Below are 25,397 nucleotides of genomic sequence, written 5' to 3'. Positions count from 1 at the left end.
ACTGATAAAATCATAGTTAAGAGTGTCTCATAAGACTTGTCTCAAAAATGAGGTGAAATTTTTGCGGAAAATCGGTTATATACGCGTCAGTTCGACTAGCCAAAATCCTTCAAGGCAATTTCAGCAATTGAACGAAATTGGATTGGATATTATTTATGAAGAAAAAATTTCAGGAGCCACAAAGGATCGTGAACAACTTCAAAAAATGTTAGAGGATTTACAGGAAGGTGACATTATTTATGTTACAGATTTAACTCGGATCACTCGAAGTACGCAAGATTTATTTGAATTGATTGATTTAATACGAAATAAAAAGGCAAGCTTAAAATCACTTAAGGACACATGGCTAGATTTATCAGAAGATAATCCATACAGTCAATTCTTAATTACGGTAATGGCTGGTGTTAACCAATTAGAGCGAGACCTTATTCGTATGCGTCAGCGTGAAGGAATTGAGCTCGCAAAGAAAGAAGGGAAGTTTAAAGGACGGTTAAAGAAATATCATAAAAATCACGCAGGAATGAATTATGCAGTTAAGCTATATAAAGAAGGAAATATGACTGTAAATCAAATTTGTGAAATTACAAATGTATCTAGGGCTTCATTATATAGAAAGCTGTCAGAAGTGAACAATTAGTCACTCCTTATTCCATATAAGGTCCCGATTGTGGAGTATCTCTAATTACGTAGTAGAAGAAAAAAACGACATAAAACAAATATAAAAACCCCCTGAATCTAGATTCAGGGGCACTCGTTATTAAGTGACTATTGTAGTATTTGATGTTGGTGAGAAGTTTGTAACAACAAGAACCACAGGAGAATTTTGTTCTATTGTTGAGCCAGCAGGTACTGTAATTACTAGCTGCCCTACTCCTGTACCACCAGCTGTATAAGCCGATACATCTTCCATCTGTAGCACACCATTAATATAAACGTCAAAATAGCTATTATTAGTTGCTAAGGCTGGTAATGTAGTTGCGGCTGCTCCAGTGTCTGTAAAGAAATCTTCAACAGCAATTGTTAAAGTACCTGCACCTGTAACTGTCGAAGCTGCTTCATTAAAGAATCTTTCAATAGTTGGAACTGTTTCGACAGTAGAACTACCAGTAATAGCAAGTTTCATAATTTGAAGTGCCAATTAGATTTCACCACCTTTATCGTGTTCCTATTTAGTTTATGACAACAAAAAAATTTTGTTTAAACTAAAGTATCTAATTGTTAAAGTTATTAGCACAATCTTAATAAAAATTTATAAAATATAGTGATATGTAAATGGAGGTTAGCCTGAATATGATAAATGGAATAACTATAAAAAAAACTGAAAATACTTTACCAAGTCCTTTACTAATGATCCCTTCTTTACCTTCAACTTCCTTATATTTTCGTTGTCCCAAAAAAATAGATGTTATTGAATTTTATGCCATATCAGATGGACGTAGCAGAATTTATAAAGAAAACGATGGAGTAAAAGGGATTGGAAAACAAATAATCCTTGACCCTAAAAAGGTATCATATATGAACCTTTTTATAAACGGAGTATTGCAACCTAAAGAAAGCTATGAAGTGGGGAGAGGAGTAATTAAGTTAAAAACAGTGGACGTACCAATAAAAGGAGCGCCGGTTATACTGCAAATGTTTATTGTGTAATTTTGGCCACTTCTTATTGGGCAAAAATGGACAAGTCATAAAAAATTTATTGAGCACTTCAAGGAAATAGTGTAGATGTAATCTTCAGCAAACAAAGCGCTTTAATGAAGTAACTAAAGCCTAATTTCTCACTTACAACACTGGTATATTAGACTTTTTTAAATTTGGATTTCCTTAACGTTGTAAATCCGCATTTTCCTGACGCTACCCCTATCTTAGCTATAATAATGGCTTGTATTCCACTCCTTCTATATGTAATAAGCAATTTAACTTTATATCTTTATTTGTCCATTCCTTTAGGAATCTTAGCATATATGATTCCTAAAAAAACATTAAAGAAAAATAGGGCTTATTACGAACAACAAATGAAAATAGAATTACCGATTTATTTAGATGCATTTGGAGTGTTATTACAAAACCATACACCTTATCAAGCAACTAAATTATCAATAGATTATGCTGGTCCTTTAATAAAACCCTATGTGGAAAGACTTATTACACAAATCGACTTATACCCTGCAAGTTCTTTTCCTTATGATGACTTCGCTCGATCAATTGATATGAGAGAAGCTAAAGAGTTTATCATTGCTCTGAATCAGATTACTAGAGTAGATTCGACTAATGCAGAACAAATTATTAATGACCAGATACAAATTATGAATGAATTGCAAGAAGAAGCTTATAACGAGCAAATTGAATCTAGACCTGATGAAGTTGAAAAATTTGTTATGCCTATGATATTTCCTTTAATCGCAATTATCATGACTTTCTTATTCATATTAATTGCCGATTCATTTTCATCCTTACTATAAAGACAGGAATACCCTTTATTAAGGGTTTCTTATAAAAAACAAAAACTTGGAGGAATTTATATTATGAAAACACTTTTAATGAAAGCTAATCAAAAAATCACTATTAAGAAACAAGGACTAGTATCAAAAGTCAAAGAGTTTTTGAAAGATGAAACATCAGGATCAAAAGGAACTGTAGAAGAAGGTTACTTAATGTATGCAGGAGTAGTTGTGGGTATTATTGTTTTAGGAATTGTAATCTTGTTTGCAACAGGTGCCTTTGAATCAATCGGTAATTTCTTTAATGATGGAATCAATGGGGATAATACAAACCCTAATGGTTGGGGGAAATAAACTAATTCAAAGCAGGGTAGGGGAACATAGTTCCCTTACTCTTTTCCTTATTATTTTTTTAGGAGGGTTTTAACATGAGAGGAGCAATAGGTTACGGTTTTTTTCTAATGATGTCAATGGTCATTATGGTTTTTATTCCAGACCTAATAGTTTATGGTACATTGAATTATAAAGCCAATGCAATTACTGCTCAAGTTACTAAAGAAGCAGAAATGCAAGGTGGTATTACAAATTCAGTTAAATCATCATATACTAGAATTGAGAATGAATTAGGTATGAATAACAAAGGATTTAATATTTCTTATGAAAATGAGGGGGAAATTCAACAAGGTGGGCGTTTTGCAATCGAATATAAAGGGGAGTATACTTTTAAAGCAATAAATTTATTAGGAAGTGGTGTAGGACAATTTACCCTACCTATATCAGCGAAGAAATCAGGTATTAGCGAAGTTTGGCAAAGAAATGGGGGTTAGTGTAGTTCTTTAGAACTCTTAACATATATTTCGTATGTTGCTAAACTAAAGTATTGTTATAAATCTTGTGTATTAAGATTAAAAAAAGGGGACAAGATGAATTTGACGAATATATATACTTAAACGAAATTGTTAGGAGTTAGCATGAGCATGACTTTTCCATCAAAAACTTATAAAGTTTTTCCGTTATATCGTATTCTATATGAAGCTTGTATTGATGTTGTTAATGATGAAAAAAGCAATCTATTAAAAGCTTTGCTAAAGAAAACTATTGGCATACAAGATGCGAAGGCTTTAGATTGTTTTGATTTTAATAAATTGATTCAGAAAATGATTGATGATCTAGATAAGGAATTAACCACTAATTCATATGACGATGTAAAGGTTAAAATTACTGTCCACCCTCGTATGATTACCGTTAGAAAAGTATTTAACCATACAAAAAGAACTCATGTATTAAAAAATATTTCTTTTAGAATCCCTAAGTCTACCATTACTAAAATCAATTCATTAAAAAGTACTACACTAGGTGAAGTAATAGAATTAGCTATTGGTCTTTTTGTAATTAATTGTGATGAGCAAGTTTACGAACTTATAATATTAAGTATGCAAGAATATGAGGAAAAATAATTGAAATTCAAATATTACATACAAAACTGATTCAAAAAAACAACCTTCACATTAATGTATTGGTTGTTTTTTTTGAAATTCAAACTAATACCTTATTCTATGAATTTCGATGTGATAATAAACAATTACATAAGCTATTTAGCTTTTCAAAAAAATATTTAGAGTAAACAGTTTAACTTTAATATGTATATTTTTTTATCTGGCAATAGTTAACGATTACAGTTTAGTGATATAATATAAACAAAGGTATTCATGAATACCTAAATAATTTAAAATGAAAAGAGTGGTTAAAACTAATGAACAAACATGCTATTATAAAAGTTTTGCAAGAACTGAGTTATTATAATAGGTTTACATCATTGGATAGTGCGAGGGCAAATATTCTTAATGAAGCAAGGAGAAGAAGAAAAGGACTTACTAAAGAGGAAATTATTCAAAAGGGGTTAAATATTTATCCTAAACAAGGAATCAATATTGATAAGTTAATAGAGCAATTAATTGATGAAGATTATATTGAGGTCGAACATAAAAACGATATTGAAGCACAAATAACCTCAAAGGGAACAGATTATCTCATGGAGTTATATACAGAAAATTATAGTGAATCCTTCTTAACGTATAGAGATAAAGTAGATAGTCTAACAAAGACACGAGGTGAAACAGACTTTGATCCTGTTCATGTTGGTAAAATGTTCTACCTTCAATGGAGTATAGACGAAATTGAAAAAATATATTTCACAGAAAAGGAAATCCAGGATAGAGCCGTAGCATTCCATGAATACATGATTGATAAATATGGTTTAAAGCCAAGTGTTGATGATTACCTTTTTCATTTAATTCCTAAACTTTTTTTACCTGTTGAAGATATGAATGAAGAAGTAGAACTAAGTATAAAAGGGATTGATCTTCCTGAACAACCAATAATTTTAGATAGACCTTATCCAAATAAACGATATATTGTTGGTGGTGTTAAAATTGGAAAAGAAACCTTCACTACAGGATTTTATCCTATTATTGCTTCTAAAAACGAATTTCCTAAAGAAAAAGACATTAGTTATCATTGGAAACTTAGCAACGGTAAGGAAATCATACACGATATTCATATCCAATTTGAAGTAGATAGAGGAAATTTATTTTCAACTGAACAATCACTAAGTAGAAGTAATGATTTATCTTCAATTCGTCTGGCTACCTTTCTAGCAGATACTCCCCTAAGTAAAAATAGACAAAAGTTTTATTATGGTGATGAAAATAATAGGGTTTTACACATCAAAGAAAACGTGGTTTTAACTTCATTTCCTATTAGGCTTCACTATTGTTTTTCGCCAGATAAAAATTATGAGAAATGGAAAAATAAAATTAAGTAATCTATATTAATTGTTTGATTAAAAATTAGATTTAAAAAGGAGAAGATTTTTTGAGTAAATATTTTACTACAGTTGGTTTGCATGATGGCAATTTTGAAATGGAAATATTGGTGCATTCTTCTGCCACCAAAGAGGAATCACAGAAGATAGGGAATAGTAGCAAATTCCATATAGGATATCTATATGAAGATAAACTTGTAATTAAGGGTAATGAACTGACGATAAAAAAAGAACAAACAGACAAATATCAATTTAGAGTTTGTAGAGAATGGAAGGCAGTTGTTTGTGATGAAGATTATGAAAATCTTACTTGGGATGATGCATTAAAATACTTAATTGAAGAAGAAAATAGGACATTTCCATTTACGTTAGAATCTTATTATTTCAGAAATTCCCAAACAAAACCCTTTTAATTTTTAATAAAACTAAATACCACATATGGGAGTATTATTAGTGGCTTACATCTATGATAAAATTAGAGAAAAATTCCACAGAAAAGGAATGAGCGTTATGGCACGTAGCCAATTGTTAAAAGATGCAGTAGAAGGGAAAGTAAGTATTCAAAATATTTTAATGAGATTAAAAGTTATACTTTCAGATTTAAAAAATGAAAACATTATGAATTGGGTAAACGGGGAGTTGCAAGGCTATAATGATGATGATCTCCTACCTACTTATAGGGTATTTAAAGGGAATGTAATAGGTAATTATCTTATAAATTATACAGTACAGTATAATTTACAACCTGTACCACTTCAACATCTTATATCTAAAGAACAAATAGACGAAATAAGCACATTAAGAATAACAGATGGGATTAGCACAGTACAAAATATTTTACAAGGTGAACGTCGAGAAAACTATGCTCGTGTAATTCCGACTGAATATAGTCATGCAATATCAACCGAAGCGATACAAATAGCAGGAATGAGAGTACTAGTTCCTTCAAATCGATTAGATGGAATTGTATCACAAGTTAAGAGTAAGTTAATTGATGTCATTATGGAACTTGAAAAAGAATTTAATAATCTTGATGAATTAGACATTAGATCACAAGTAGAAGAAAGCACAACCATAACTAATTTCAATAACATTATTGAAAATATTATTTATGATGAATCTATTAAAATAGGTGATAAAAATAAAATAGAAAAAACAAGTCTTGGTCATTTGTTTGGGAATAATAAATGAGTATAAAAATAGGTGATAAGAATAAAATTAAAAAATCAACTATTGGACATCAATACTTATCAAACCATAAGGCTATAGAAGCTAGAAAAAAAGAACGATTCCATGAGAAACACCCTATTATTTCTAATCTCATTATTTCTATAATTGGCGGTTCTATTGTACTTTTTTCGTTTTGGAACAATCTTATAGAATGGATAGAGAATTTATTCAAATAAAGTACTGCATGTAAGAGTGTATCATCACAAAAGGCTATCCGAGAGACAAGGCTCGGGTAGTATTTTTTTGTCCTGCGGAACGCTATGCTCAAAAAAATCTCCACCCTTTCCTCCTTGTCTATCGAATTTTGGCAGGTGTGGCATAATCGCCAAGCCGACAAACACCCAATACGAGGATTTAAGGATAGTCGGCTAGCTTTCCCTATTGTACCTGCCAAATCGCCCTCACAGACGCACCAGAAGCCTTCTCATAAGTCATTAACTAGTTACGCTATTAAGACCATGGGGTTTAGCCCCCATACGACTAGCCATCCTCCAATCCCCAATACAAGGGGGAAGGGCATAAGGCAACCCCATTTCATGTAATTCATATTTATATTTGTTACTTTTTTTATCTTTTATTTGTTTATTTTTTTATAATATTATGGTATAATAAATATATAAAGTTGATAGTTATTAAGGAGTGAAAACTTATGTACAAATGGGAAGCTGCGTTACAAAAATATGACGAGGAAGTGCAAGCACGCATTTTAAAAGAACAACAGGATTACGAAGAATTAACCAAAGATAATCCATGTGAACATTGTGGTAAGGGCAATCAAGGTGTACTATTTGAAGATAAAAGTGGCAATCCTTACTTAATGAGATATGGCATGTGGTCACACAAATCAAGAAGGTGTTTTTATTGCAAAGAGATAGATACAAAAATTAAGGAGAAAAGCAAATGAAAATTAAGTCAATAGAAACGGAAATTATTAAATGTACCGTTCAAGGAAAACAATATGATTGTGATAGATATAATATAGATATTAAAACCCCATTATCAACAAAAGAATATTCCGTATCAGTTGATTTCCATAATAAAGAGATATGGGGAGACACCGTACAATATGGAAGTTTGTATACATTAGAGAATGAAGAAATAAAGGAAATTCTTACCTTGGTTGAAAAAGAAGGAAAAACTTTAAGACCGTTTAAAGAATTATTACAAAAGATTGCAGGATAGATAAAAGGGAAGTTACTTCCCTTTTATGTTACTTTTTTTATCTATTATTAGTTATTTAAATTACAGGGGGTTTTCACCAATGGAAGTTTTTGTCCTTTGCGAACTCAAAGAAAATCATAAAGGTTGTTATGAGCTAAATAGTTTCAGTGATGTATTTTTAGATATTCAGGAAGTGAAAAGGGTTGCGAAGTCTAAACTTAGAGAAGTCCTAGATGAATATGATATCGACCAACAAAGTGATTTATATATCTTTGAAGTAGGAAAGGAATCTATTTCAATATCTGTTTACAAAGAAGAAAATATTCGTTTTGAATTAAACGTACATAAGAAAGTTCTTGTAAAGGAGAAGGAAGATGATACAGAATAAGATACGATTTACTGATGAAGGGATACAAATAGTGTTAGTTCATTCTAAAAAAACTGGTTTTACTTTCTATGAAGATGAAGCCAAAGAAGATAATGAATGCTTAATAAAACCAATTGAAACAAAGAACAGAATAGAAGCCTTTAAAAATAAAGATAAGTCACTCTTCCTAGAGTTGTATCGCAGAGAACAAGGAATTCCCTTATACGATGAACAAAATAATTTAAAAAACATTCTTGTATAAAGAAAGGTGACATGGCTATGACAATTAAAGACTTACAAACAAGTGATACATTCAGTTCTGCAACTTTTGAACAACAATCACCAAAACTATTTATACAAGAAATGCTTGAGATACATGATTATCTTTATAGTGACGAAAAACTAATTCCGCAGAATGCATTTGATGGGAAAAGTAAACTTAGAAAAGTATACGTCATTACAGATGAATCTTTTAATGAGGGATGGGCTTATAATTATTATCTGTCTCAAGATAGAAAGGTAGTTGAAGAAGAACTTAAAGAATTAAATGAGATATAGAAAGGGAGTCCCTTTCTATATTTGTTACTTTTTTTATCTTATATTAGTTGATTTTATTATATATTAATGATATAATTTAGATATATTAATAGGGGTATTACCAGCGAAGCTGTAACCACCCGCAATAAGGAAATGTCAAGATTACAATAAGTTATATAAGTTTATTACTACTAACAAACATACCCTCGTTCTGTATTGGATGGGTTAAGAGCAAGAAAGAGAATCTATTAAAATGAAAACATTGGAACAACTACAATAAAAGGCTATCCGAGAGACAAGGCTCGGGTAGTATTTTTTTGTCCTGCGGAACGCTATGCTCAAAAAAATCTCCACCCTTTCCTCCTTGTCTATCGAATTTTGGCAGGTGTGGCATAATCGCCAAGCCGACAAATACCCAATACGAGGATTTAAGGATCGTCGGCTAACTTTTCCCTATTGTACCTGCCAAATCGCCCTCACATACGTACAAGAAGCTTTCTAATGAATCATCAACCAGTTACGCTAAAGACCATGGGGTTTAGCCCCCATACGACTAGGCCATCCTCCAATCCCCAATACAAGGGAGAAGGGCATAAGGCAATCCCATTTCATGAAATATACTTTCATATTTGTTACTTTTATTATCTATATTTTGTTGATTAATTTATATGTATTTGATATAATAAAACATATCAAATACTAACGAAATATATTTATAACAGGAGGATAAAATTATGGGGTTTAAAATTATACGTGATTTCATTAAAGGAAAAGAGGAAAAAGGGGTAGTTGGAGTTGAATCCGTTAGACAGACAGGTATCAACGCTATGTTTATGACAGAAGAACAACAAGAAGATTGTATTTACAAGAACGGCAAAATCAAAATACGATTACTAGATGATGACGGAAATATTTATTACCATGCATATGTTGATGATATACTTTTTTCATGTGAGTTAGTATTAGATTGGGGTATAGGGTATGCAGGATGTAGTTCCGTTGATATGCACATAGATAGTTATAAAAAATTTATCGGAGAGCCAAAATATAAAGAAAGCATTAGTGATTGTGGAAGATGGTATTCTTATATGTGATAACAAAAGCATTCATAATAAGACCTGACTCTTTAAAAGTCAGGTCTTATTATATTTATCTAACCAATTATTAATAGTCTGCTTAACATTTTCTGTACTTCCTTTAATTTCATCAAAAATGATTGTTAAGAGTGTGAACCACGATATAGATTCATTATAAGGGTTATTCTTATTGATATATTTCAAAACTAACTTTAACTCTTTAATCCTTCCATTATCAACGTTTTCTTTTAAATATGCTTTAACATACGCATTTAAAATATTTGTATTTCTAATACTTGCATCTAGTAAAAGGGCTGTAGCTTTTGATGGGGTTACATCCAGTGCATCGGATAGCTGCTTTATCTTTTCATACACTTCTTGAGTAACCCTTGTTGTAATCCTAGATTTTTCACCATCTTGATACTTTCTTTGTAGAGATTCCCTATCTAAATCTCCTAAAAAAAACGTATTTGTAAACTGATAATCCCTTCTGAAATAAGGTGATAAATATTCTATGACTACCCTAGATTTCAATCCATTTTCACAGATCGTTGAGACTATATCTTTAACTGGTGTATTAGTAATATACGATAACTGCTCAATACATACTTTTAATTCTTTAAGAATTGTTGGTTTAATATCTCTTTTTTTGTCGGAACGAATTTTTCTTTTCTTTTGACCTACAACCTCCACCTCAACCATTTCCACACCTCAAAATCGTAATTTATTTCTAGGACAGTGTACTAGTGTCCTAGAGATATATTTATGTATATGGAAGAAAGGGAGGGGTTATGAATATTTTTTTCATTTATTGTCAATAATATTATTAATCTTTTTCGGGAGTGAATAATATGAAAATGACAAAAAAAGAAGCTGAACGATTAGCGAAAAAAGGAATCGAATTAAGCAAAAAATATAATATACCTTTAAGAACCAATAAATCAAAAAAAACAAGTTAATGGTAATTTCACTACTAGTACATTTATACAAAAGATATGGTATAATAAGCATATAATTTAAATACAATAAAAAAGACCATAGGTGCTCGAACACCTACGGTCAAACCATAGACCGACCTCATATGAGGGGTTGGCTCTAGGAAATAAAGTAGACCTTCCCTGTTAACCTAACCACAGATTCAAGGGAGGTCTATTTTTTATGGTTAAATGACAGGATTGCTACGATTAAGCTTGCGAAAGCGACCGCAAACATAAGACTCTCAAACACTGTCATACGTCTCACCCCCTTTCCTAAATGGAAAAACGGAGTGAGCCGACCCCCCTTGAAGACGATCTATACTTATATTATATCATACTTTCCATAATATAAGTTACTTTTTTTATCTTTTTTATGTTGTTTATTTTATACAAAAGTGATATAATTTAAATATAAATTAAAAGGAGATGGTAATGTGATTATTGGTAAAGTATTTAAAGGTCACACTTTAATTTTTGAAGGTATTGCTACAGGCGGTAAAAAATTTTCAAAAATAAATCCAGAGCAATACATCAACCTTACTATTGATACCGAAACTAACGAAGAAGAAACGTTTATGCATAACGATGAGGAAAATGTCTTTTTTAAAGAATATCAGGATAACGGAAAGGGATGGGAAGAAGTTTACGATAGTAGAGAGAGAATTGATCGGACAGTAGAATATGATTTACCTTCATGGTTTATAAGCGAAAATTCTATCCCTGACTATCATCATAAATATGAAGATGGTCATATAAAGACCACATTCAAAGGTTATTACAATTAGAGTTGTTATTATTAGATAATCTTTAATAGTTTCCCCTACATAGCCGAAAATAAATATGTAGGGGAAACCGAATGACTTCTATTATGAAAAGGTGGAGGTATTTTGAAGAAACAAGGCTATCTATCTAAAAAAATATCTAAAGGACACACTTACATATACCTCAGAAAATCCTATAGAGTTAATAAAAAAATAAAACATAAATACTTGTATTCATTTGGATCAATGCCAGATGCACTAGAGAAAATGTACAAAATGAGAGAAAACCCTGATAACTTCCCGAGAGAATTGATTGAAATGGGGTTTGATTTAATTGATTTATATAATTGGATTTTGACGATTGAAACTAAAGTAACTTCCACTGGAAGAAGTTTCAATATCTGAAAGGAGTAGACGTAATTTTGAAGGAATCCGATATGTTCCCTTTTGTTAAAAACCTATTAATGGATAAAGTAAAATGCAATAAAGTTTATGCAGAAGTTGCTAACAAAGATATTGTCGCACTAAAAGGAGATATATCTATTGTAGTAGAAATGAAAAAGCAATTAAGTTTCAAAGTCATTGAGCAAGCAATACAAGCCAAGTATTCAACTGACTACATTTTTATAGCAGTACCTAAACCGAAAAACCCTCATTCTAGAATTGCTATTAGTTTGTTGAAACAGGAAGGAATAGGGTTAATTTATATTACAGAATGTACTCAATCATCAACCACACTAAAAGAAAGTTCTATTAAGTTCTGGGGGAAAAGAGTTCGTAAGAAGTCACATGATATAAAAAAACATATTAATCATGATTTTCATTCACGCACTATAGCAGGGGTTAAAAGTGGGGAAGGTCTTACAGAGTATGGGGAAATGATTAATTTAATTAAATTATTTCTAAAGCGACGAAAGTGGGTAACCATTGACGAAATTTTAGATAATGTAGAGACATATTACAACAACCCCAAGCCATCATTAATGCAAACTCTAAAGGCTGAATGGAACAGTGATTGGCTTGAATGGAAAGTTGAGAATCGTAAGACATACTTTAAATTAATAAAAATTTAATCCCTATTGAGAGGAGCGATATAATGCATGATTTTACGTGGGAAATAAGTATAAAAACTTACAAAAAAAACATGAAAAATTCTATTGTTTTAATGACAATTACTTTTATAACATTGATTCTTGTGAAATATATGACTCAAGAACTCAATAATAATTCAATCCCAATAGAATCAAGCTTCAATAGATTAAAGGATATATTCAATGATCTTTTTTCATTAGGAACAACAATTGCTATGATTTTCTGTCTTTACTATATAATAAAAAACCTTATCCAGTTTATCTCTTTTTCAAAAAGACAAAATATGAGTTCGTTAATAATAAATAACACATCTAATAGCATTGATGTTCACACACCTATTTCTCTATCTAACAATAATTGGAGTATACCTATTCAAAACATCAAAGAAATTGAATTTATAAATAAAGATGGTTATATAGAAATGCATGTTACTGCTAAACATAATTATTCAGACAATATTATAAATAACTTAATATTATTTTTTAATATCTTATCAGGAGGAAACGGAGAATATATAACTATAGCTTTCATAGAACCAAGAAACAATAATATATTAGTTAAGTATATAAAGGATAATCACCCTAATATAACGATTAAATAATAATTTTATGTTCAAAAAAACCATAGTGAGGTATCTTACAGATGATATAATGTCTCATAGCTGCCATCACTTTAGATCAATAATAAATGACACATCCCCCAAAGGAGATACTTAATGGAATTTCATTTTATAATTACCAGTGTAGGATTGTTTATATTAATAATCAGTATGATTCTTGTTACAATGTCTAGCGAGAAAAAGAGGATTCATACTCTTTGATTGAAATTATAAACGAAAATGAAATTAAAGTTTTAAAAACACCTACTGATAATTAATAAATACCAATACAATAAATCAAAAGGAAGATTTTATATGAAAAGCACAGGAATTACAAGAAAAGTAGATGAACTAGGAAGAATTGTTATACCAAAGGAATTACGCAGAACATTAGATATTAAAGAAAAAGATCCAATTGAAATTTTTGTAGATGAAGAAAAAATCATTTTACAGAAATACCAATCTGCTTTAGCATGTCACGTAACTGGAGAAGTTAGTAGCGATAATTTCGTCTTAGCAGGTGGAAAAATTGTTTTAAGTAAGGAAACAGCAGAACTATTATTAAACGAAATCCTATCTAATAAAACAACAAATTAAAAAAGCGTATATATATTTACGCTTTTTCTTTATTTATATCTAGTTCTTCTTTAATCCTATAAATCGTCATTCTTGCAATACCAGTTCTTTTATGAATATCCATTACTGAATCTTTTCTTTGCAACATTTCTACTACTGTTTCATACGCAAGCCTATCCATAGGGTTAGGTGCATCAGGTCTATATTTAATTTTACGACCCCTGTATTTTCCTTTCTCTTTTGCTATTTTAATCCCTTGTCTTTGGGCTTCTTTAGTCCTTGTTCGTTCTTCTTCAACTAACCATGACATAACTGATAAAAAGATATCTGATATTAGCTTTCCTATTCCTTCAACGTCCTTATATTGTGCTGTATTTAATACAGGTAGATTGAGAACAACAATATCAATATTTTCTTCGACTAAACTCTTCCATTCATTCATTATTTCTTCTTTATTCCTTCCAAAACGACTCAAATCATGAATAACGATAATATCCCCAAACCTCAATTTCTTTCTCATTTTCTTATATTCAGGGCGTTCGAAATTTTTACCACTTATTTTTTCTTGAAAAATATATTCACACCCATACTCTTTCAACTCTTTTACTTGCCGATCTAAATTTTGTGTTTCCGAACTAACACGAGCATAACCTATCTTCATTTGTTAAATCCTTTCCTTAATATAATATTAACAAGCTTTAGTACCTTTACATTGAGGAAATTTACTACATCCATAAAAGTTTCCGTTTTTACCTTTTCTTATTACCATCTTAGAATCACATTTCGGGCAATGAATTTGTTTAGGTGTTATATTTTCACGCACTTCTTGAGCAGAAGGAACGAGAGTAGGGTTTACTTTTAACATTAAATCCATTAACTTTTTGCGATCAATTAATTTTACATTATTTGAATCAGCAAGTTCTATAGCAGGCTTTGTAAAAAAACTATTTGAAACAACCCACGCATTGGAAGCTTTATAATGTGATTTAGAAGCTGTTATTTCTTGTATAGCTTTAATACCTACGTTGCTTTTATATCTCTTTGCCTGAACTACAATTGTATCATTGCCTTTCTTTAAAATTAAGTCAGCCCCATAATCACGAGAAGCACTTGTGACCTTCACTTTATAACCATGGCTTTTAAACAATGCTGAAAGATAATATTCAAACTGGACTCCATCCATAACATCTATATCAAGTATTCCTGATTTCTTCAAGGTACTTTCTTTATTCTTTGTTTTAAAATAAGAATACATTTTAATCACTGAAAAAACTGACATAATCAAAATTATAAAAATAACAATTGAACCTGTAAAATAATAAATTGCCAAACCTGACAGAATAAAAATTGAATAAAATAAATCCATCCTTTTTTTATAACTTTTTTTCCTTTTTTTTCTATACATTATATATCATCCTATTATATAAAATTTTTTCTATAATTATTGATGTTATTAGTTTATTTATTAGACAAGTCATACTATACAAGAAAGAATGCCATTTTAACTCTGTTTGATTAGACTCTACCCTAATTAGACAAACATTTTTATAAAATGCCCTTACTAAAGGGCAAATTTGAATATCACTAAATTATAGTAACAACAAAATATTCTTCACCTATTTTTTCTATTTTTAATTTATATCTAACATTTTCTTCTTTTAGCTTATGAGTTATTTTTACTTCATTATCTTCATATTCAAAATTAATATCATCTAATTGTAGTCCTTGATATTTGGGAGATAAATCACTAAGAACATAATCAGCAGGATAATTAGTGTCTCGATTTATTTTCTCTATCACTTCTTTATCACCATCTATTAATGCTTGCACAAAAGATTCAGATGTCTTCTCAATACTACCCTGTTTGCTATTACTTTCTCCACAAGCTACTAAAAGCAAAGTTAAGAATGCAATTAACATGAACATTTTCACAAACTTCATATATTCACTCCTTATTATTAATTCACGATAGGGGAAAAAGCTTTAAATCTTTTTCTAATATTTTTAAATACTAAAATTATAAGTGTGATTAATAAAAATAAAGATATTTCCAATGGAATCCAAAATAATGCTAATGTTCCAAACATAAAGAAACACATATAATATTTCAATAAAAATAACACTAATGTAAATAGTCCAATTCTCATTTTGTGTATTTTGAAAAATTGTGATATAGTTCCATATGCAAATCCAACTACATAACAATAGATTATTTTTCCTTCTTCAAAAGATAGATCAATACCAGTTACATTTTTTATCATAGAATACATACCATATTGATGTACTATATCTTTCATCTCTGTAACTTCAATGAAATTTAACACATGGTATGTAAAAAAACCAATAATTAATGGATACAATAAGTATCTTTGTAAGATGATTTTTCTTATATCTATTCGCATATATTATCACTCCTTTTTCAATAAATACATTTTGAGAACAGGTTTTATCACTTGAAAATAATTATTTTCACCTCCGGTAAATTAGTGTTAAACCATTGATACCACTGTATTTATTATATCACATATGCAAAATTTTGTATATTTTTTTATTCAAATATTGTTGTTTTTTTTATCTTTTTTAGTTATACTAAATTAACAATTATTTTTATAGTAAGGTGGTTATTATGAAATCTATTGAGATGATATTCAATCGTTTTCCAAACGTTAAGAATAAATATGATGAACCAAGTAATCCTCAAATAATATTAACAAATCAAGAAGCTGTTTTTTATAATTTAGTTCAGTTTTTTAATCAACCAGATGCTTTTCAATTCAGTTTAAATATGATTTATGAATATCTGAAAGATGAAGATTTACTATTCGCTATGGAAGTTTCTTTATCATTTTTCCAGAGCGATACTAGCCTTGTACAAAATGTAGAACAAACATACTATGATAGAAATTTAATGAATGAGAAAATTGTTGGACAAAAGGGATTTTCAAGAATGGTTGAAGAAAATATCGAAGGAATAAAATTCAAACCATCTATGATCCATGTATACTGGCATAGAAATTCAGGTAGAATCCCAAACGCAGATTTAATAATAGATGGCACTCCGTATTGGTTAGAAAAAACTGTTGAATCATTTATTGAAAGAGAAAGAGAATATAGAAAAAGAAAGAAAGAAGGGAAAAAATGATTACCTGTAAATATTGTGGACAAGAGGTTAAATTTATAGGAGAATCGGATAATCTATGCTATTTTGATTGTACATTTTGTGAGTTAATCTTCCCTTTGGATGAGACAAGTGTTGATAGAAAAAGAAAATTAAGTGTACCGAAATATTATGACTATACTTACTATGTACCAACTAAACATCTTTTAGAACGTGATACAATTACTTTGTATCACCTTTTAAAAGATGTAAGAGAATCGTGGTATTCAATTAAAAAGGCTCTTGAGAATTTAAAATTAATTGAAGATGAAAATATTCTATCCAAACCTAAAGATGATGAAGATGATTTAATTAAACAATTAAAAAGAGAATTTATTGATCTATCTAAAAGGAGATATATAATTGAAAACATTCTCTTAGAAAGAACTGGATATTTCCCACCAAAAATTACTCAAGAATTTTTGAATAATATTATTGAACAAGGTAGAATTGCTTCAAATAAACCAATGTTTGTATACATAAATTAACATCGATTAATGTTACTTTAAATACCTTTAATAAAATATTTTAATATACAAGGAGACTATATATATGAATAAACTATTACACATACACTCTAGTTGCCCAAGATGCAAAAGGGGATTCATGACTCCATATTCTATAATTAGATACGAGGATAATGCTTTCAAAATGATAGAAATCAATACTCCCCATAATTGGGAAAAAGATTTAAAAGAAGGCGATTTTATTTTATCAATATGTTCTCTTGATATTTGTGGATATACAGAAAGAATTGCAACTCAAAACACATTATATAAAAAAAGGGAAAAACAAAAAATAAGAGGGATACAATGAAAAAAAAAGCAATTAAACACATCCCACAATTCGGACCGACTTGTGGGATTTACTGTATATCGATGGTTTTAGAAGCATTTAATTCAAAGAAACACCATTTACCTGTGTATGGACAAAAATTAGCACATAAATTATTGATTCTAGCTTTAGATAAAAAAATGACTAATATAGGAGAGTTCTTTAATTCCTATGATCTAGCAAAATTCATAAACGTAATAAACGAAGTCATTCCAAGCATTGAATTTAAGGCAGATGTTTTAGAATTTAATGATTTGAAATCTATGAAAAAACAAATAACAGGTTCACTAAATAGTCCTAATACTTATATTATTTTTCCGATTTTACCATGTAAAATACTAACAAGTAATAAAACAAGAAAAATGGATATTGCTCACTGGATAATATTAGAAAAAGCGAATTCGTTATATATTTCAGGTCTATATAGTCAAAAAAACAAATTGGGTTCAAAAATTAGATTACTTAGATTTAAAAAGTTATTCAAAAGGAATCAACTTCTTAATCGAGGTTTTAATTGGAAACGTTATTATGCATTAACAAAACCTAAAAATAAAAAACGACCAATATTAAAAACTGTCTATCAAAATAGCAAAAAACATCTTACAGAAATTAAAGTTATGAAGGATGAAGATTGCTTTATTAATTATGATAATTTAAAAGGAAAAATGATAGTTATACAAAAAATCGAAATCGAATAATAAGATCCATTTAAAAAGGAGACTCAATACTTGATTAAATATATTCATACAAAAAACAAAAGTCCTTATGACAGTGATTTAATTCTATGTGCTGATTCTAATGAAAATACACCGTCATATAATCCATATTCAACTTTTAAATTTCAATGGTATCTAACTAAGGAGAAGAATAGACCAGGTATTCCATTAAGATTCCAAGAATACGATATTCTCATACTCTCAACAGAAGAAATAAAACGAAAGAATTATAATGGTTTATACCTTTATTGTATATTAACGGATGTCAGGACTAAACAGGAACAAACTACAGAATCTATAAAGTTGTATTCAGATATAAACAAAGTTATTGAATTTAACAGTTCATTTATAAAATTGTAAAAGTTAAAGCAGCTAGGAAAAATAAGCATTTACTCACAACCAAAATAAGGCTATTCGAAAGACAAGGCTCGGGTAGTATTTTTTTGTCCTACGGATCGCTATGCTCAAAAAAATCTCCACCCTTTCCTCCTTGTCTATCGAATTTTGGCAGGTGTGGCATAATCGCCAAGCCGACAAACACCCAATACGAGGATTTAAGGATAGTCGGCTAGCTTTCCCTATTGTACCTGCCAAATCGCCCTCACAGACGCACCAGAAGCCTTCTCATAAGTCATTAACTAGTTACGCTATTAAGACCATGGGGTTTAGCCCCCATACGACTAGCCATCCTCCAATCCCCAATACAAGGGGGAAGGGCATAAGGCAACCCCATTTCATGAAATTTATATTTATATTTGTTACTTTTTTTATCTTTTTTTAGTTGTTATAATTATATTTTTATGATATAATCTAGATATAAAGTTATCAAGCAAACTATGATTTATTTGTTTAGCATGATATAATTCAAATAATAATTTTATGGGGTGCGAATTATGGAGAACAAAGAATTAATTGAATACCTTGACAGTAAGTTTAAAGCAATAAACGAACGCTTTGATAAGGTAGATAATCGTTTTGAAAATATTGACACTAAACTTAGTTCTATGAACGAAAAACTTGATTTACTTTTATCAGATCAACCAAATGACATACATGCAATGTTAGTAACAATTATGAAGCAAACAAGGAATTTTAACAAAGACATTGAATTTTTGGTTGAGAAGGTCAGTAAATTAGAAATGATGACCAATAGATATCAACAATAGAAGGGTAATACCCTTCTTTTTTTATTTAATCAAGATTTTTTAAATAATACATTTTCCCCTTTACATTTGGCTTAAATCCTATATTCTGTAATGGAGAGTATTAAAGTAAAACTTAGTTACTTTTTTTATCTTTTTTATGTTGCGTTTATTATATATGGATGATATAATATTTATATAAAGAAGAAATCGGAGGAATTATAGATGGCGATTGAATTTAAAAATGTACCCTTTAGCGTGAAACAAATAGTTAAAATGATTGATAAGGAGACAATCATTTTTGATTATCCAATCCAAAGATCAGATGGACAATGGAAAATTGACCAAAAATCATTATTGATTGATAGTCTTATTAAAAATTATCCTATCCCTGCTGTGTATTTTGTTGGAGATAAAGAGGAAATCACGATTACCAAAGGTGGTAAAGAAGTATCTGATTTGGTTACGGTACGTACTACTTTAGATGGAAAACAACGAATGACAAACTTTTATAGTTACGTCAAAGGTGAATACGCTTTGTCAAAAGACATGAAGCCTGTAGTGATCGATGCTCAAGAATATGAAATTGCAAATAAAACATTTGAAGAACTCGATGAAGAAGTTCAAGATAATATCCTTTCGAGAACAATAACATCTTATACAGTAGAAGGCGATATCGTAACAGATGAAGAAATTGCAGATTTATTATTTCGGTTAAATAATGGCGTGCCAATGACCACGCAACAAAAATCTAAAGCTTTAATGGGCTTAAAATGGGCTGAAAAAATAAATGATTTAGGTGAACATATTTTGATACACAACTTAGCTGCGTTTTCTAAATCACAAATAAGAACAGAAGCACATATTACAGCATTAATACAAACAATGATGATGTTAGATGGAAAATATGAATATATAAATGTTTCTCAAAAAGTCATTTCTGAATATTCTCAGACGTTTCAAGATGATCCAGAATACAAAGAGACTTTAATTGAAAAAGTAAAAGAAGCTATGGATTACTTATCAAATATATTAGGAAAAAAAGAAAAACTTTTACTTAAAAAAGTCCATTTCCCAATGACTTTAATCACAGCATTAGAAGCTAAACAAAAAGGAATTCAAGAAGAAGAATTTTTTGAATGGTTGACTTATTTCAAAAGTGCATTGAAGGAAGAAGAAGGTTCGGAAATAGAAATACCAACAAACTACCTAGAATATACTGGTTCAGGAACAGTTGATAAAGTTAAAGCCATTGGCAGAATGAATGAAATGAAACGTCATATGAATGAGTATTTTAACAAAAAAGAAGTACTTCAATAATCCTTATGAAAAAACAACAAGTGATTTATTATTTACCATCACTTGTTGTTTTTTTTATCATTTCTATACCTTCTTTTGAAATATAGGCATTTCCAATTTTCATTAAGTTCTTGGATACCTTGCCAGTAATATCACAGATTGATTTATCATGAAACTTTTTTATTATTATACTTGTTCTATTAGCAGTTACTTCTACAAAATCATTTTCTTTGATACGAAATTGTTCAAGATACTCTATAGGTATATTCACTCTTCCTTCTTTCGTAACTTTTCGTTTGTGCATACAATTCAATCCCTTAATTATTATATTGCTCAACTTGTTTTATTAAGTCGGGATTACCTACATTATTAGCAAATTTCCTAGCTTCTTCCTTCTCTCCTAAAGCCAAATATGCATCAATAATTTGTTGTTCTTTCCTACCGTTAATATCAATTTTATCCATATAAGATAACATTGTTTCATATTCTTCCATCATATAAGATACTTCAAACTCTATATAAGGATTTTTTGTTTCCATTGTTGAAGCGATTTCTGGAAGACTCTCTAATTTATCATTAGTCAATAGAAAAGTAATAACATTACCTGCTAGTATTGGCATTTCATCCAATAATGAACCTAACTTCCCTGATTCATTATAGACTTTAATTAATAAAGGAATATCAGAGTTAGAAAGTTCTTTTTTAGGTATATTCGATAATAATTTATAGGCATCTTTATAATCTGAATTATATGCTTTTCGATATGCAGATACAAGATTATTATTATATTTTTCGGAACTAGCAAATACATCTTTTCCTGTATCCAAATCTTCAACTGATATTATCTCTTGCTCTTTTTCACCTTTAGACCCATCACTAGAAGGTAATAGCACTGGTAATAATAAATAGACTAACATTGTGAAAGCAAAAAAGCCTACACCTAATTTCATCATCTTATTATTTTTATCTACAGGTTTTCTTTTCTTTTGTTCTGTTTTTTTATATTTTGGCTTTTTTTCATTTTCCTTTTTTCTTTTGGGCAACCTAGTGTTCTTGAGAAAACTTTTTTGGGGTACTTCTTCAATCTCATTTTCTTTTTCTTCTAAATCTATCATTAAAGTTTCAATGTACATACTCAAGTCATCTAAGTTATCTAAACGGAATATAGTTTCAATAAAATTTATATTATCGGGACTTGTATCGATAAAATCATTTCTTTTAGGTAAACCTAAAACTTTATTTAAAGTAGTCATTGCATAAGTCATAATGTCAACAACTGACTTTAGATTATTTTCTCTTTCGTATATTTTCAAATGATCTGTTTCAAATAAAATCACTTTTGCCTTTTTCTCATATTTATCTAAAACAAAGTTCATTCTATCCCATAATACGTATATGTTTTTCCTTTCTGACTTAGCTATTTCTACCAAGGATAAGAAATAAGGTAATTTCTCTTTTAAAGAAATTTCTCTTAAATATTCAAGGGAATAAGTATGTGAGAGATCATAATAAAGTACCATATAACGGTTTATTGTTTGAATATCAAAAGGCAATAAATAATTGTCCTTTTCTTCATCTAATTTTACTAAATTTCTTTTAATATCTTTTTCAATTTCTTTAGGGTCTTCGACATTTATTTCTTGCGTAGCTATTCTGTACTTTAATTGATTACCTTCAATTTCAATACTCCCTAGCTTATTAAAAGACTTGTACAAATTCAATACACCACCTAATCTAACTTACTTATCTTCTTAATACGGAATATCTAACAAGTTTCCCTAATGCTCTACCTGTTCCAGTTGATGCACCTAGATTTCCTAAATAAGAAGGAATTACAAGAGCAAAGAAACAAAAGACTATAGCCAATAAGAATCCAACAACCATATCAACAAGTGGTGGAAGACCTTTGACAAAACCTAATTGCCCTGTCATTGAGGCTAAAGATAAAACAAAAGCCAAAGTCTGTAAAAATAAAGTCACTAAATTATTAACTATTGCACGTAGCCAAATTTGAAAATAGTTAAATTCTTCATTTACAATTGTAGGAATCGCAATTGGACCGACAACATAGAAAAAACCAAATGCTACAAATCGATAAATAATTGCTAAGAGAAATACTATATTAATTAAGCCAACAAAAATCCCAAAAACAATTGAAAAATTCGGGGAATATTTAAAAATCATTACAAATAAATCGTCTCTTTGCAATCCCGATTCTAAGAGATTACTAATTGCTAAATTTTGTATACGAAGAATATAACTAAAGATTGGTTCATACAACCCTAAAAGAATCCCCCCACTAACTACTAAATATAATTTGTTGCTCATGGCTTGGGGATAATCGTCTGGATCACCAAATCTTTTGGCTACCATAATCATAATTTGCCATACTAAAAATAGTGATAACATGATTGTTGATAAAGTTTTTAGATAGTTTTTATATTTAGTGAAACCTTCGTCAGTAACAATAGTCTCAGGCTCAAGAACTAACACCTTCGTTCCTAACGCTACAAAATTCGCAAAACCTAAAGCAAAATTATATTGCCAAGAGTTGGCTATACAAACAACATCCAACTTACCACAATCAAATTCCATTGTATCAGCGTCAAATTTTTCTATAAACTCTTGATATCCTTTTGGCATATCACTAAATTCATCTTCATATTTCTCATAAAATTCACCCTTATCAGCAAATGCAGTGGTAGTCGTGAAAATACTAAAGATCAATACAACTATTAAACTTAAAGGAATTACCTTTTTCAATTTTTTCACTCACCTCGTAACATAGCTATAAAGATAAAAAGAATAGTAGCGATTGGTAAATAAACAACCATCCCATAACCCATAACTAGATTTTTTTTATAGTGTTTGCTTTCTACTTCATTAGGTTCTCGATTGTTAATCCTTAAAAAACTTTCATTGTATTCATGCATTTTTTTATTTATCCATATATCTCTTTTTATCAAAAACCAATTCTTCATACTGATTATTTTTTTTGAGAAAACTTTCAAGGAATCATTCATTGTTATCATCCTTTTTAGATAAACTTGATAAATAATCATCTAAATTATCTTCTAATAATTCAAGGGAATATTTATCAACTTTATATTCATTTCCTTCTTTTATCCAACTTACATCTAACATTAATGTTAAGATTCTTTGGTCTATAACTCCTGTTTCACTTGAATCAAAAGGGCTTTTATATGAAAGTTTATATAATATAGATGTTGAAGCTTCATTCAAATCTTTTTTTTCACTTGTTATATGAATGATATCTATTAATTGATCGCCATTATCACCATGACTATGATTATCTTCATAGTGTTCTTCTAATTCTTTTTCTAACTTCTTTGATGCTCTATTAGATAAGTATTCTTGATGTTCTGCTTTATTTAAAGCATTTAAAAATGATTCTGCCTTACTGTTAATAGTCGGTATTTCTTGTTCTGATTCGGCTATAGATTTCCATTTATCTCTATCTATCTTTATGTCATCTTGATTAGACTTTATTTCAACCAAAAGTATAACTAAAGCTAAAATCAAAACAACTGAACCTATATTCCAAAAAAATTGTTTTTTACTCAAGAGTTGCACCTCCCTGTAGGTAAGGTAAAGGGTCAATCCTTTGACCATATGGAGATAATTGAATTTCAAAATGCAAATGAGGTCCTGTTGAGTTACCAGTAGAGCCACATGTACCTACTTGTTGTCCTGCCTTTACACTCTCACCTTTATCTACACTATTTTGTGTCATATGTGCATAAAGAGTATATTTATCTCCATGCTGTAAGATAACAACATTTCCATAACTATCACTATATCTCGAATCATAAACTGTACCAGACATAGCTGCGAATATTGATTGACCAACGGAACAACCAAAATCCACACCCTTATGTGTAGAAATACTTCCAGTGAAAGGATCAACACGAGTTCCAAACTCACTTGTAATAACAGCATTAGGTATTGGGTGTAACATACTTCCGTCTAATCCCATTACCTCACAATTCATTGATAAACCGCCAAAACTAGCAACTACCTTCGAAACATTCGGAACCCAATGTATATTTAAATTGTTTGGGTCATTTTCAACACCTATCGGTGCATATTTAGCACCTATTTGTTCTATTGTAAGTAAACCCATACCTATATATAATCTATAAAGGTTAGATGCCATTGCATCTATACCTTCTTCAAGTGAACTATATACAAAGAAACTTCCTGCACTCGAATTATATAACCCCCCAGGATTGTTTCTCTCAACTACCATTTTTGAAGTTCCACGACCTGTTTCATGGAAAGCAATACTAGCTAATAATACAGGGTCAACTTGATGCTTATACCCTATCGATAAGAAAACATCAGCCATTCCAGTAAAAACACCTGCATTATCAAATTGTGATTCAAATATTTCTTCATTTAAATCCCCTGCTTGACATGCTACTGGATATTGTCCATCTTGATTATTATTTTGAGATTGTGACCCAATTAACAACACACCCATAGTTGAGAAAACTAATGCTAAAATAACAATCACAATAAAAGCAACAAGAGCAACCACAGGGTTTTTCAATAAAAGTACTAACCACCCTGCATGTTCACGTTTCATTTT

40 protein-coding genes are annotated in these 25,397 nt (G+C 29.8%); 28 read left to right on the top strand and 12 right to left on the bottom strand.

Annotated elements, in window-relative coordinates; translation table 11 throughout:
* The first annotated feature begins 61 nt into the window (after positions 1-61).
* Positions 62-637, top strand: coding sequence for a recombinase family protein (locus MKX83_RS24215; RefSeq protein WP_144919621.1), 576 nt, complete (start codon positions 62-64; stop codon positions 635-637).
* A gap of 120 nt (positions 638-757) precedes the next feature.
* On the opposite strand, the gene MKX83_RS24210 is transcribed toward MKX83_RS24215, so the two are convergent.
* Positions 758-1,138, bottom strand: a complete 381-nt coding sequence (locus MKX83_RS24210; RefSeq protein ID WP_341060407.1) for a DUF4183 domain-containing protein — start codon at positions 1,136-1,138, stop codon at positions 758-760.
* 152 nt (positions 1,139-1,290) lie between these two features.
* On the opposite strand from MKX83_RS24210, the gene MKX83_RS24205 reads away from it, so the two are divergent.
* The 15 genes from MKX83_RS24205 to MKX83_RS24135 all read left to right on the top strand — a co-directional run bounded on the left by MKX83_RS24205 (position 1,291) and on the right by MKX83_RS24135 (position 9,651).
* Positions 1,291-1,647: a DUF4183 domain-containing protein gene (locus MKX83_RS24205; protein WP_144919623.1), complete on the top strand. Its 357-nt coding sequence runs from the start codon at positions 1,291-1,293 to the stop codon at positions 1,645-1,647.
* Between the two features lie 314 nt (positions 1,648-1,961).
* Positions 1,962-2,459 (top strand): hypothetical protein, encoded by a 498-nt coding sequence (locus MKX83_RS24200; protein ID WP_341060401.1) that lies wholly within the window; start codon positions 1,962-1,964, stop codon positions 2,457-2,459.
* Between the two features lie 63 nt (positions 2,460-2,522).
* Positions 2,523-2,792, top strand: coding sequence for a hypothetical protein (locus MKX83_RS24195; RefSeq protein ID WP_341060399.1), 270 nt, complete (start codon positions 2,523-2,525; stop codon positions 2,790-2,792).
* Positions 2,793-2,866: 74 nt separating this feature from the next.
* Positions 2,867-3,265, top strand: coding sequence for a DUF4320 family protein (locus MKX83_RS24190; protein ID WP_341060397.1), 399 nt, complete (start codon positions 2,867-2,869; stop codon positions 3,263-3,265).
* A 150-nt stretch (positions 3,266-3,415) separates the two neighbouring features.
* Positions 3,416-3,895 carry a hypothetical protein gene (locus tag MKX83_RS24185; RefSeq protein WP_341060395.1) on the top strand — a complete coding sequence of 160 codons (480 nt, stop codon included), beginning with the start codon at positions 3,416-3,418 and terminating at the stop codon, positions 3,893-3,895.
* A 296-nt stretch (positions 3,896-4,191) separates the two neighbouring features.
* The gene (locus tag MKX83_RS24180) at positions 4,192-5,262 is read left to right on the top strand and encodes a hypothetical protein (protein WP_341060392.1); all 1,071 of its coding nucleotides are present in this window, start codon (positions 4,192-4,194) and stop codon (positions 5,260-5,262) included.
* Positions 5,263-5,312: 50 nt separating this feature from the next.
* Positions 5,313-5,675: a hypothetical protein gene (locus MKX83_RS24175; protein WP_341060391.1), complete on the top strand. Its 363-nt coding sequence runs from the start codon at positions 5,313-5,315 to the stop codon at positions 5,673-5,675.
* 40 nt (positions 5,676-5,715) lie between these two features.
* Positions 5,716-6,453, top strand: a complete 738-nt coding sequence (locus MKX83_RS24170) for an AbiTii domain-containing protein (RefSeq protein ID WP_341060390.1) — start codon at positions 5,716-5,718, stop codon at positions 6,451-6,453.
* Entirely contained in the window at positions 6,450-6,668 is a 219-nt protein-coding gene (locus MKX83_RS24165; RefSeq protein ID WP_341060389.1) for a hypothetical protein, read from the top strand. Before MKX83_RS24170 ends, MKX83_RS24165 begins: the two co-directional genes overlap by 4 nt.
* 473 nt (positions 6,669-7,141) lie before the next feature.
* Positions 7,142-7,396, top strand: coding sequence for a hypothetical protein (locus MKX83_RS24160; RefSeq protein WP_341060387.1), 255 nt, complete (start codon positions 7,142-7,144; stop codon positions 7,394-7,396).
* Positions 7,393-7,674 (top strand): hypothetical protein, encoded by a 282-nt coding sequence (locus tag MKX83_RS24155; protein WP_341060385.1) that lies wholly within the window; start codon positions 7,393-7,395, stop codon positions 7,672-7,674. The genes MKX83_RS24160 and MKX83_RS24155 overlap by 4 nt, the downstream gene beginning before the upstream one ends.
* A gap of 79 nt (positions 7,675-7,753) precedes the next feature.
* Positions 7,754-8,041, top strand: a complete 288-nt coding sequence (locus MKX83_RS24150) for a hypothetical protein (RefSeq protein ID WP_341060383.1) — start codon at positions 7,754-7,756, stop codon at positions 8,039-8,041.
* A complete protein-coding gene (locus tag MKX83_RS24145) occupies positions 8,028-8,282 on the top strand; it encodes a hypothetical protein (protein ID WP_341060381.1) in 255 nt (84 codons plus the stop codon). Before MKX83_RS24150 ends, MKX83_RS24145 begins: the two co-directional genes overlap by 14 nt.
* A 17-nt stretch (positions 8,283-8,299) precedes the next feature.
* The gene (locus MKX83_RS24140) at positions 8,300-8,578 is read left to right on the top strand and encodes a hypothetical protein (protein WP_341060379.1); all 279 of its coding nucleotides are present in this window, start codon (positions 8,300-8,302) and stop codon (positions 8,576-8,578) included.
* Between the two features lie 713 nt (positions 8,579-9,291).
* Positions 9,292-9,651 (top strand): hypothetical protein, encoded by a 360-nt coding sequence (locus MKX83_RS24135; protein ID WP_341060377.1) that lies wholly within the window; start codon positions 9,292-9,294, stop codon positions 9,649-9,651.
* A 39-nt stretch (positions 9,652-9,690) separates the two neighbouring features.
* On the opposite strand, the gene MKX83_RS24130 is transcribed toward MKX83_RS24135, so the two are convergent.
* Positions 9,691-10,335, bottom strand: coding sequence for a hypothetical protein (locus tag MKX83_RS24130; protein WP_341060375.1), 645 nt, complete (start codon positions 10,333-10,335; stop codon positions 9,691-9,693).
* A gap of 709 nt (positions 10,336-11,044) precedes the next feature.
* Here MKX83_RS24130 and MKX83_RS24125 point away from each other — a divergent pair.
* The 5 genes from MKX83_RS24125 (at position 11,045) to MKX83_RS24105 (ending at position 13,658) form a co-directional block, all read left to right on the top strand.
* Positions 11,045-11,395: a hypothetical protein gene (locus MKX83_RS24125; protein WP_341060374.1), complete on the top strand. Its 351-nt coding sequence runs from the start codon at positions 11,045-11,047 to the stop codon at positions 11,393-11,395.
* Between the two features lie 102 nt (positions 11,396-11,497).
* Positions 11,498-11,776, top strand: coding sequence for a hypothetical protein (locus MKX83_RS24120; RefSeq protein ID WP_341060372.1), 279 nt, complete (start codon positions 11,498-11,500; stop codon positions 11,774-11,776).
* A gap of 17 nt (positions 11,777-11,793) precedes the next feature.
* Positions 11,794-12,444: a hypothetical protein gene (locus MKX83_RS24115; protein ID WP_341060369.1), complete on the top strand. Its 651-nt coding sequence runs from the start codon at positions 11,794-11,796 to the stop codon at positions 12,442-12,444.
* Between the two features lie 23 nt (positions 12,445-12,467).
* Complete coding sequence (locus MKX83_RS24110) at positions 12,468-13,064, top strand: hypothetical protein (RefSeq protein WP_341060367.1); 597 nt, start codon at positions 12,468-12,470, stop codon at positions 13,062-13,064.
* 312 nt (positions 13,065-13,376) lie between these two features.
* The gene (locus MKX83_RS24105; RefSeq protein ID WP_341060365.1) at positions 13,377-13,658 is read left to right on the top strand and encodes an AbrB/MazE/SpoVT family DNA-binding domain-containing protein; all 282 of its coding nucleotides are present in this window, start codon (positions 13,377-13,379) and stop codon (positions 13,656-13,658) included.
* A 16-nt stretch (positions 13,659-13,674) separates the two neighbouring features.
* Here the strand turns inward: MKX83_RS24105 and MKX83_RS24100 are convergent, their stop codons facing one another.
* The 4 genes from MKX83_RS24100 to MKX83_RS24085 form a co-directional block, all read right to left on the bottom strand.
* A complete protein-coding gene (locus MKX83_RS24100) occupies positions 13,675-14,298 on the bottom strand; it encodes a recombinase family protein (protein WP_341060363.1) in 624 nt (207 codons plus the stop codon).
* Between the two features lie 27 nt (positions 14,299-14,325).
* Positions 14,326-15,042, bottom strand: a complete 717-nt coding sequence (locus MKX83_RS24095; RefSeq protein ID WP_341060361.1) for a restriction endonuclease — start codon at positions 15,040-15,042, stop codon at positions 14,326-14,328.
* A gap of 179 nt (positions 15,043-15,221) precedes the next feature.
* Entirely contained in the window at positions 15,222-15,578 is a 357-nt protein-coding gene (locus MKX83_RS24090; protein WP_341060359.1) for a hypothetical protein, read from the bottom strand.
* 17 nt (positions 15,579-15,595) lie between these two features.
* On the bottom strand, positions 15,596-16,039 hold the full coding sequence (locus MKX83_RS24085) for a hypothetical protein (RefSeq protein ID WP_341060357.1): 444 nt from the start codon (positions 16,037-16,039) through the stop codon (positions 15,596-15,598).
* 224 nt (positions 16,040-16,263) lie between these two features.
* Here MKX83_RS24085 and MKX83_RS24080 point away from each other — a divergent pair, with 224 nt between their 5' ends.
* The 7 genes from MKX83_RS24080 to MKX83_RS24050 all read left to right on the top strand — a co-directional run bounded on the left by MKX83_RS24080 (position 16,264) and on the right by MKX83_RS24050 (position 20,806).
* The gene (locus MKX83_RS24080; protein ID WP_341060355.1) at positions 16,264-16,779 is read left to right on the top strand and encodes a hypothetical protein; all 516 of its coding nucleotides are present in this window, start codon (positions 16,264-16,266) and stop codon (positions 16,777-16,779) included.
* On the top strand, positions 16,776-17,282 hold the full coding sequence (locus MKX83_RS24075) for a hypothetical protein (RefSeq protein ID WP_341060353.1): 507 nt from the start codon (positions 16,776-16,778) through the stop codon (positions 17,280-17,282). Before MKX83_RS24080 ends, MKX83_RS24075 begins: the two co-directional genes overlap by 4 nt.
* A 64-nt stretch (positions 17,283-17,346) precedes the next feature.
* The gene (locus MKX83_RS24070) at positions 17,347-17,610 is read left to right on the top strand and encodes a hypothetical protein (RefSeq protein WP_341060351.1); all 264 of its coding nucleotides are present in this window, start codon (positions 17,347-17,349) and stop codon (positions 17,608-17,610) included.
* Positions 17,607-18,326 carry a hypothetical protein gene (locus MKX83_RS24065; RefSeq protein WP_341060349.1) on the top strand — a complete coding sequence of 240 codons (720 nt, stop codon included), beginning with the start codon at positions 17,607-17,609 and terminating at the stop codon, positions 18,324-18,326. Before MKX83_RS24070 ends, MKX83_RS24065 begins: the two co-directional genes overlap by 4 nt.
* A 30-nt stretch (positions 18,327-18,356) precedes the next feature.
* Positions 18,357-18,704, top strand: a complete 348-nt coding sequence (locus MKX83_RS24060; RefSeq protein ID WP_341060347.1) for a hypothetical protein — start codon at positions 18,357-18,359, stop codon at positions 18,702-18,704.
* A gap of 533 nt (positions 18,705-19,237) precedes the next feature.
* Positions 19,238-19,510 (top strand): hypothetical protein, encoded by a 273-nt coding sequence (locus MKX83_RS24055; RefSeq protein ID WP_341060345.1) that lies wholly within the window; start codon positions 19,238-19,240, stop codon positions 19,508-19,510.
* 201 nt (positions 19,511-19,711) lie between these two features.
* The gene (locus tag MKX83_RS24050; RefSeq protein WP_341060343.1) at positions 19,712-20,806 is read left to right on the top strand and encodes a DUF262 domain-containing protein; all 1,095 of its coding nucleotides are present in this window, start codon (positions 19,712-19,714) and stop codon (positions 20,804-20,806) included.
* Positions 20,807-20,834: 28 nt separating this feature from the next.
* On the opposite strand, the gene MKX83_RS24045 is transcribed toward MKX83_RS24050, so the two are convergent.
* The 6 genes from MKX83_RS24045 to MKX83_RS24020 are packed head-to-tail and all read right to left on the bottom strand — an operon-like array spanning position 20,835 to position 25,394.
* Positions 20,835-21,089 (bottom strand): AbrB/MazE/SpoVT family DNA-binding domain-containing protein, encoded by a 255-nt coding sequence (locus MKX83_RS24045; RefSeq protein ID WP_341060341.1) that lies wholly within the window; start codon positions 21,087-21,089, stop codon positions 20,835-20,837.
* A gap of 13 nt (positions 21,090-21,102) precedes the next feature.
* Positions 21,103-22,500, bottom strand: coding sequence for a hypothetical protein (locus MKX83_RS24040; protein WP_341060339.1), 1,398 nt, complete (start codon positions 22,498-22,500; stop codon positions 21,103-21,105).
* 28 nt (positions 22,501-22,528) lie between these two features.
* On the bottom strand, positions 22,529-23,548 hold the full coding sequence (locus MKX83_RS24035; protein WP_341060337.1) for a conjugal transfer protein TrbL family protein: 1,020 nt from the start codon (positions 23,546-23,548) through the stop codon (positions 22,529-22,531).
* Between the two features lie 5 nt (positions 23,549-23,553).
* Positions 23,554-23,808, bottom strand: a complete 255-nt coding sequence (locus MKX83_RS24030; protein WP_341060335.1) for a hypothetical protein — start codon at positions 23,806-23,808, stop codon at positions 23,554-23,556.
* Positions 23,801-24,370 (bottom strand): hypothetical protein, encoded by a 570-nt coding sequence (locus tag MKX83_RS24025; RefSeq protein WP_341060333.1) that lies wholly within the window; start codon positions 24,368-24,370, stop codon positions 23,801-23,803. The genes MKX83_RS24030 and MKX83_RS24025 overlap by 8 nt, the downstream gene beginning before the upstream one ends.
* Positions 24,363-25,394: a M23 family metallopeptidase gene (locus tag MKX83_RS24020; protein WP_341060331.1), complete on the bottom strand. Its 1,032-nt coding sequence runs from the start codon at positions 25,392-25,394 to the stop codon at positions 24,363-24,365. The genes MKX83_RS24025 and MKX83_RS24020 overlap by 8 nt, the downstream gene beginning before the upstream one ends.
* Positions 25,395-25,397 lie beyond the last annotated feature (3 nt).

Source organism: Cytobacillus sp. FSL M8-0252, from assembly GCF_038007345.1.
GTDB lineage: Bacteria > Bacillota > Bacilli > Bacillales > Cytobacillaceae > Cytobacillus > Cytobacillus kochii.
Note: the sequence above shows the minus strand (reverse complement) of the source record. Positions and strands in the feature narration are given on the sequence as shown.